The sequence below is a fragment of the Micromonospora sp. NPDC050795 genome (assembly GCF_044456785.1).
Classification (GTDB): domain Bacteria; phylum Actinomycetota; class Actinomycetes; order Mycobacteriales; family Micromonosporaceae; genus Micromonospora.
This window is the reverse complement of sequence record NZ_JBITGE010000022.1, coordinates 114,097-121,059: the sequence shown is the minus strand read 5'-3', so window position 1 is coordinate 121,059 and position 6,963 is coordinate 114,097. Positions and strand designations below refer to the sequence as shown.

The window sequence follows — 6,963 nt, the reverse complement described above, 5'->3', positions numbered from 1 at the left end:
CACCCATTTCCAGGCCACCCTCGACCTGGTCGAAACCCTTGACTGGCTACGCGCCGTCCCCGACCACCAAGATCTACGAGACAGAACCTAGGGCCGCGATCACGCAGGATCACGGAAAGAGTGGTCTCCCGTCAGCGGGAGACCACTCTTTCCTTGTCGTAGCGCGATCGTGGGCCGGCCAGAGCGGCTCAGGTGCGGCGCGGCGAGGGTCAGGACTTGGCGAGGCGTTCCAGGGCGCCTCGGGCCACCTCGGGGCGCGTCGTGTACCAGAACGGGGGCAGCGAGCGGCGCAGGAACGGCCCGTAGCCCCGCGCCGTCTCCAGCCGGGAGTCGAGCACCGCGACCACGCCCTTGTCGCCGGTCGCCCGGATCAGCCGGCCGACGCCCTGCGCCAGCCGCACCGCCGCGATCGGCACGCTGACCGCCGCGAAGCCGGAGCCGCCGCCCGCGTCCACCGCCGCCGCGCGGGCCGCCGCCAGCGGTTCGTCCGGGCGGGGGAAGGGCAGCCGGTCGATGACGACGAGCTGACAGGCGTCGCCCGGCACGTCCACCCCCTGCCAGAGCGACATCACCCCGAACAGGCAGCTGGCGCGCTCCTCGCGGAAGCGACGCACCAGCAGCGGCAGCGCCTCCTCGCCCTGGAGCAGGACCGGCAGGTCGGTCCGCGCGCGCAACAGCTCCGCCGCCTGCTGCGCGGCCCGCCGGGAGGAGAAGAGCCCGAGAGTACGACCACCGAGCGCCTCGACCAGCCCGAGCAGTTCCTCCCCGGCTGCCTCGGGCAGCCCGGAGACGCTGGGGCGGGGGAGGTGCGCGGCGACGTACAGGATGCCCTGCCGGGCGTAGTCGAACGGCGAACCGACGTCGAGTGACCGCCACCCGGGGCCCTCGGTGGCCGGCACGACGGCGTTCGGGGTGACGTCGCCGGCGAGGCGACGGCCGGGCGCTTCGGCAGCCGGTCGGCCGGGGCCGGTGCGGGCGGCCTGTGCGGCCGCGGCGGGGGTCGGCGGGGCGGGCGGTGGCGCGTCCAGCCCGAGGGCTCGGGCGACCGTGTCGAACCGGCCGCCCAGCGCCAGGGTCGCCGAGGTGGCCACGACGGTGCGTTCGTCGTACAGGTGGGTGGCGAGGGTGCCGGCCACCGACAGCGGCGCGACCACCAGCGCCCGGCGGTTGCCGCTGTCGTTCTTCTCCACCCAGGCCACGTCGTGGTCGCCCTCCTCCAGTAGCCGCTGCGCGGTGGTGGAGAGCTCGTCCAGGGCGGCCTTGGCCTGCTGCTTACGGACCGGGTCGGGGTCGTCGGCCTTGATGTCGCCGATCGCGTCCAGGGCGGAGCGGGTCGCCGCGTCGAGCAGCGTGCACGCCTCCCGCAGTGGCGTCGGCAGCCCCGCGGTGATGCGCCCGGCCGGTGCCTCGGCCAGCCCGACCGCCAGGGCGTCGCCGGCGGCGGTGAGCGCCTCGGCGGTCTCCGGGCGCAGCAGCGTACGGGCCCGCCGGGTGGTCCGGTCGATCAGCTCGGGCACCAGCTCCGCCTGGGCGGCGGAGGAGACCCGGTCGGCCAGCTCGTGCGCCTCGTCGACGATGAGCAGCTTGTGCGGCGGCACGATGTGCCGGTCGGCGAGCATGTCGACAGCGAGCAGGCTGTGGTTGGTCACCACGATGTCGGCCTCCCGGGCGCGGGCCCGTGACGCCTCGGCGAAGCACTCCTGCCCGAACGGGCAACGGGCCGCGCCGACGCACTCGCGGGCCGGCATCGACACCAGCCGCCAGGCCTGGTCTTCGACGCCCGGGTCCAGCTCGTCCCGGTCGCCGGTGGCGGTCTTCTCGGCCCAGTCGCGCAGCCGCTCGATCTGCTTGCCCAGCCGGCCCGCCTCACCGAGCCACTTCGTCGCGCCGCCGGGGCGCGCCGCGGGGGCGTCGAAGAGGGTGTCCTCCGGCTCCTCCTCGGTGGAGTTGTCCAGTCGTGCGAGGCAGAGGTAGTGATGGCGGCCCTTGAGCACGGCGAAGGTGGGCCGACGGCCGAGCACCGGCTCGACCGCGTCGGCGAGCCGGGGCAGGTCGTGGTCGACCAGCTGGGACTGCAGCGCCAGGGTGGCCGTGGAGACCACCACCGGACCGTCCACAGTGAGCGCCGGCGCGAGGTACGCCAGCGACTTGCCGGTGCCGGTGCCCGCCTGCACGAGCAGATGCTCGCCGCCAGCCACGCACTCCTCGATCGCAGTGGTCATCTGCAGTTGGCCAGGGCGCTCCGCGCCGCCGGGCACCGCGCCGACCGCCGCCGCCAGCAGTTCGGTGCCACTGGGTCGGGCACCCCGCCGCCGGCCCTTGGCACGAGCCGACGGGGTGGCGGAACCGGTGGCGGTGCGGGGCGGAGTCACCGTGCGACGGTACCCGGCGCCGCCGACACCGACCGCGCCCATCCGCCGCGTGGCGCGATGCCGACCGGGGGCGGAGTGTCGCGGTCGACCCCGTCCGGTTACGGCCGCGCTACGACGCGTTGGGCTGTATCGGTTAGGGTGCGAATCATGCCGAGCGACATGGTCCGAGTGATCTACCGCAAGTACGACGGCAGCGCCCACCGCGACTACCCGGCCCGTCGGCTCACCGAGGACGATCTCGGCGTCTGGCTCGGCGTGCCCGAGGGCACCGAGTCGGTCTACCACGGCCGGCCGTCGGTGGAGAAGATCCCCTTCGTGCTGTTGGTGCCACACCGCGCCTGGTGGACGGCCATGTTCAACCCCCCGCCCCGCACCAGCGAGGTCTACTGCGACATCGCCACCCCGGCCCGCTGGGAGTCCGACGACACGGTCCACCTGATCGACCTGGACCTGGACGTCGTCAGGCGTCGGGCCACCGGCCTGGTGGAGCTGCTCGACGAGGACGAGTTCGCCGAGCACCGGGCCTGGTTCGGCTACCCGGACGACGTGGTGGCCGAGGCCGAGGCCGCGGCACAGCGGCTGCTGAGGGCGCTCGGCGACGGCACCGAGCCGTTCGCCACCGCGTACCGCAAGTGGTTGGCCCTGGTGGTCTGAGGCCGCACGGCCGGTCTGACCGGCTCACCAGCGTGGCGGCCAGCCGTCGTCGGCGCCCAGGGGCGGCAGGTCGGTCAGTTTCTCCGGGTTGAGCTGGTTGTAGATGGCGGTGATCCGGCCCTGGTCGACAGCGAACGCGGTGACCAGGCGGATCGGTCGCCCGTCGCTGTGCGTGGTCTCCAGTTGGAGGCCGAGGATGCCGTCGACGAGCACGGGCCGAGCCAGCACGCGGTCGGTGTACCGGCCGGTCCGGCCGAACAGGCCGAGCGTGAGGCGAGCCACGGAGTCCGCGCCGAGCACCGGCAAGCGGGCGGCCGGGAAGTGCCCGCCGGAGTCGCCGACGAAGACCACGTCCGGCGCGAGCACCTGAAGTAGCTGATCTAACTCGCCGGACTCGGTGGCGGCGACGAACGCCTTGAGCACTCGACGCTGCTCGGCCGGGTCGGCGGTGTGCCGGGGTACGTCCGGCGAGGTGACCGCCCGCCGGGCCCGGGAGGCGAGCTGCCGGGCCGCCACCTCGGTGGTGCCGAGCACCCCCGCGACCCGGGCGAACGGCAGCGCGAACACGTCGTGCAGGACGAGGGCGACCCGTTGCTCCGGCGCGAGCCGCTCCAGCACCACCAGCAGCGCCGTGCCGACCTCGTCGGTCCGTACCGCCCGCTCCGCCGGGTCGGGCGCGTAGCCGTCGGCCGTCGGTCGGCCGCCCAACGGGCTCACCACCGGCTCCGGCAGCCACTGCCCCGGGTACGCCTCCCGGCGGACCCGGGCCGAGCGGAGCACGTCCAGGCAGATCCGAGCGCAGGTGGTGGTCAGCCACGCGGACAGGTCCCTGATCTCGGCGCGGGCCGCCGGGTCGGCCAGCGCCCCGGCGTAGCGCAGCCAGGTCTCCTGTACGGCGTCCTCCGCCTCGCTGCGGCTGCCCAGCATCCGGTGGGCCACCGCGAGCAACCGGCCCCGCTCGGCCTCGAACTCCGTCGCCAGCTCCCGCACGACCCACCACCCCTTCCGGTCGGCGTCCCGGACTACATCCTCCCGCCGAGTGGGCCCGCCGGCTGTCCCGAGACGGCCCGGCGAACCGGTGCTCGCCGTGGGCGCAGGTCGGTCGGTGCCGATCGGCGGGCGACGTTCGGAGGTGGGCCTCGGCGGGCGGATCGGCGGTGGGTGGGCGATGATCCGTGCATGAGCGCACCCCAGCAAGGGCAGGTCGTGGCACCCGAGGGCGGTTCCGTGCGGGACCTGCTGCGGGTCACCGCGCCGGTGGATCTCGGCGCGATCGACCCGCGGTCCATGCCCGGCCTACCGGGGCCCGCGGGCCGCGGCGAGCACCGTAAGACCTGGGCGCGGGAGCAGGTGGAACTGGTCGGCGAGGAGCTGGGCCGGCAGCAGGAGATGCTCTTCGCGATGGCCAAGACCGGGTCGGAGCGGCCGGCGCGGCGGGTGCTGCTGGTGCTCCAGGCCATGGACTGCGGCGGCAAGGACGGCACGATCAAGCGGGTGGCCGGCGCGATGAACCCGCTGGGCCTGCACATCCGCTCGTTCGGGCCGCCGACCCGCCAGGAGCTGCGGCGCGACTTCCTGTGGCGGATCCGTCGGGAGCTGCCACCGCACGGCTACGTGGGGATGTTCAACCGTTCGCACTACGAGGACGTGTTGATCGCCCGGGTCGGCTCGCTGGTGCCGGAGACGACCTGGCGAGCCCGCTATGACGAGATCAACTCGTTCGAGCAGGAGCTGACCGAGGGCGGCGTCACCCTGATCAAGGTGATGCTGCACATCTCGTACGCCGAGCAGGGCAAGCGCCTGATGGATCGGCTCACCGACCCGCGTAAGCACTGGAAGTACAACCCCTCCGACATCGACTCGCGAGGGCACTGGGACGACTACCAGGCTGCGTACGCCGAGGCCCTGAGCCGGTGCGACACGGACGCCGCACCCTGGTTCGTGGTGCCGGCGGACCGCAAGTGGTACCGGGACTGGGCGGTGGCCCACCTGCTACGTGAGACGTTCGACACGCTCGAACTGGGGTATCCGGCTGCCGATTTCGACGTGGCGCGGGAGCGGAAGCGCCTGCTGGCTGGGGGAGCGGGTGCTGGTGGGGCGGCCGAGATGAACGGCAGGTGAACGAGCGGTGAATGACGCCTGGCCAGGGGTGGGCCGGCGAATTCCCGGTTCCGCCGTTTCCTAGCATTCACCGAGCGGGCGCTCTCGGGCACCGCCACCCTTCCACCGACGCGACGAGGTCTGTGCTGTGAAGTTTTCCTTCCGCCCCACCGAGGGCGCCTTCTACGAGCTCTTCACCAGGGCCGCGCAGAACCTGGTCCGGGGCACCGCGCTGCTCAACGAACTGGCCCTGCCCGGCGTGGACGTGCAGTCCGTCAGCGAGCGGCTGACCGAGGTCGAGCACGACAGCGACCAGATCACCCACGACCTCTACAAGAAGATCAACTCGACCTTCATCACCCCGTTCGACCGGGAGGACATCTACCGGCTCGGCTCGTTGCTGGACGACGTGATGGACCACCTCGAGGCGGTGGGCGACCTGCTCTACCTGTACGGGTTGACCGAGCTTCCGGCGCTGCCCCGCGAGCTGCACGAGATGGTCAACGTGCTCGACCAGCAGGCCAAGCTGACCGCCGACGCGATGCCCCGGCTGAAGTCGATGAAGGACCTCGAGGACTACTGGATCGAGTGCAACCGGCTGGAGAACGAGGGCGACCGGATCAACCGGCAGCTGCTCGTCCGTCTCTTCTCAGGTGAGTACGACGCGTTGACGGTGCTGAAGATGAAGGAGGTCGCCGACGAGCTGGAGGCTGCCTGCGACGCCTTCGAGCACGTGGCCAACACCGTCGAGACCATCGCCGTCAAGGAGTCCTGAGCCGGTGTCCCCTGAACTCATCGCCGTGCTGGCGGTGATCGCGGTGGCCCTGGCGTTCGACTACACCAACGGCTTCCACGACGCCGCCAACGCGATCGCCACAAGCGTCTCCACCCGGGCGCTGACACCCCGGATCGCCCTGGCGCTCGCCGCGGTCGGCAACTTCATCGGCGCCCACTTCGGCGCCGGCGTCGCCAAGACCGTCGGCGACGGTCTGGTCACCCTCCCCACCGGGGTGAGCAGCCTCGGCGTGGTCTTCGCCGGGGTGCTCGGAGCGATCGCCTGGAACCTGATCACCTGGTACTTCGGTCTGCCCTCGTCGTCCTCGCACGCGCTCTTCGGCGGCCTGGTCGGCGCGACCCTGCTCTCCACCGGCGGCATCGTGCAGTGGGGCAACATCGGCGTGAAGGTGCTGCTGCCGATGGTGCTGTCGCCGATCGTCGGCCTCACCCTCGGTTACCTGCTGATGCTGGCCATCCTGTGGCTGTTCCGGAAGGGGCAGCCGGGCAAGCTCAACCGGGGCTTCCGTTGGGCGCAGACCGCCTCGGCGGCTGCCATGTCGGTCGGCCACGGCATGCAGGACGCAGCCAAGACCATGGGCATCGTGGTGCTTGCGCTCTACACCGGCGGTTTCCAGGAGAGCAAGACGCACATCCCGGGCTGGGTGTTCTGGACCTCGGCGACGATGCTCGCCCTCGGCACCTACGCGGGCGGCTGGCGGATCATCCGTACCCTCGGTCGAAAGATCATCGACCTGGGTCCGCCGGAGGGCTTCGCCGCCGAGACCGTCGCCAGCGCGGTGCTCTACTTCAACGCCCTGGTCCTGAAGGCCCCGATCTCCACCACCCACACCATCACCTCGGCGATCATGGGTGTGGGCGCGACCAAGCGACTCTCCGCGGTTCGCTGGAACGTGGCCGGCAACATCGTGCTCGCCTGGATCATCACGTTCCCGGCCGCCGCGCTGATCGCGTGCGTCACGTACCTGCTGGTCCGGCCGCTCTTCGGCTGAGTCTCCGGAAGGGCCCCCGGTCACGGTTCAGCCGTGGCCGGGGGCCCTTC

Annotated in this window: 6 protein-coding genes; 4 read left to right on the top strand and 2 right to left on the bottom strand. The window is 72.2% G+C overall.

Annotated elements, in window-relative coordinates; translation table 11 throughout:
• Positions 1-209: 209 nt before the first annotated feature.
• A complete protein-coding gene (locus ACIBEF_RS20475; protein ID WP_396794786.1) occupies positions 210-2,414 on the bottom strand; it encodes an ATP-dependent DNA helicase in 2,205 nt (734 codons plus the stop codon).
• A gap of 105 nt (positions 2,415-2,519) precedes the next feature.
• Here ACIBEF_RS20475 and ACIBEF_RS20470 point away from each other — a divergent pair, with 105 nt between their 5' ends.
• Positions 2,520-3,026: a DUF402 domain-containing protein gene (locus ACIBEF_RS20470; protein ID WP_396794785.1), complete on the top strand. Its 507-nt coding sequence runs from the start codon at positions 2,520-2,522 to the stop codon at positions 3,024-3,026.
• A 24-nt stretch (positions 3,027-3,050) separates the two neighbouring features.
• Here ACIBEF_RS20470 and sigJ read toward each other — a convergent pair whose 3' ends face one another.
• Positions 3,051-4,016, bottom strand: coding sequence for an RNA polymerase sigma factor SigJ (sigJ, locus tag ACIBEF_RS20465; protein ID WP_396794784.1), 966 nt, complete (start codon positions 4,014-4,016; stop codon positions 3,051-3,053).
• A gap of 189 nt (positions 4,017-4,205) precedes the next feature.
• Here sigJ and ACIBEF_RS20460 point away from each other — a divergent pair, with 189 nt between their 5' ends.
• From ACIBEF_RS20460 to ACIBEF_RS20450, 3 genes are all read left to right on the top strand, one after another.
• A complete protein-coding gene (locus tag ACIBEF_RS20460) occupies positions 4,206-5,147 on the top strand; it encodes a PPK2 family polyphosphate kinase (RefSeq protein ID WP_396794783.1) in 942 nt (313 codons plus the stop codon).
• Between the two features lie 127 nt (positions 5,148-5,274).
• On the top strand, positions 5,275-5,901 hold the full coding sequence (locus ACIBEF_RS20455) for a DUF47 domain-containing protein (protein ID WP_053655020.1): 627 nt from the start codon (positions 5,275-5,277) through the stop codon (positions 5,899-5,901).
• Between the two features lie 4 nt (positions 5,902-5,905).
• Complete coding sequence (locus tag ACIBEF_RS20450) at positions 5,906-6,913, top strand: inorganic phosphate transporter (RefSeq protein WP_357227134.1); 1,008 nt, start codon at positions 5,906-5,908, stop codon at positions 6,911-6,913.
• Positions 6,914-6,963 lie beyond the last annotated feature (50 nt).

Coding starts and splice junctions, on each gene's coding strand:
- ACIBEF_RS20460 (WP_396794783.1), top strand. CDS start 4,206: ATGAGCGCACCCCAGCAAGGGCAGGTCGTGGCACCCGAGGGCGGTTCC.
- ACIBEF_RS20470 (WP_396794785.1), top strand. CDS start 2,520: ATGCCGAGCGACATGGTCCGAGTGATCTACCGCAAGTACGACGGCAGC.
- ACIBEF_RS20475 (WP_396794786.1), bottom strand. CDS start 2,414: ATGGGCGCGGTCGGTGTCGGCGGCGCCGGGTACCGTCGCACGGTGACT.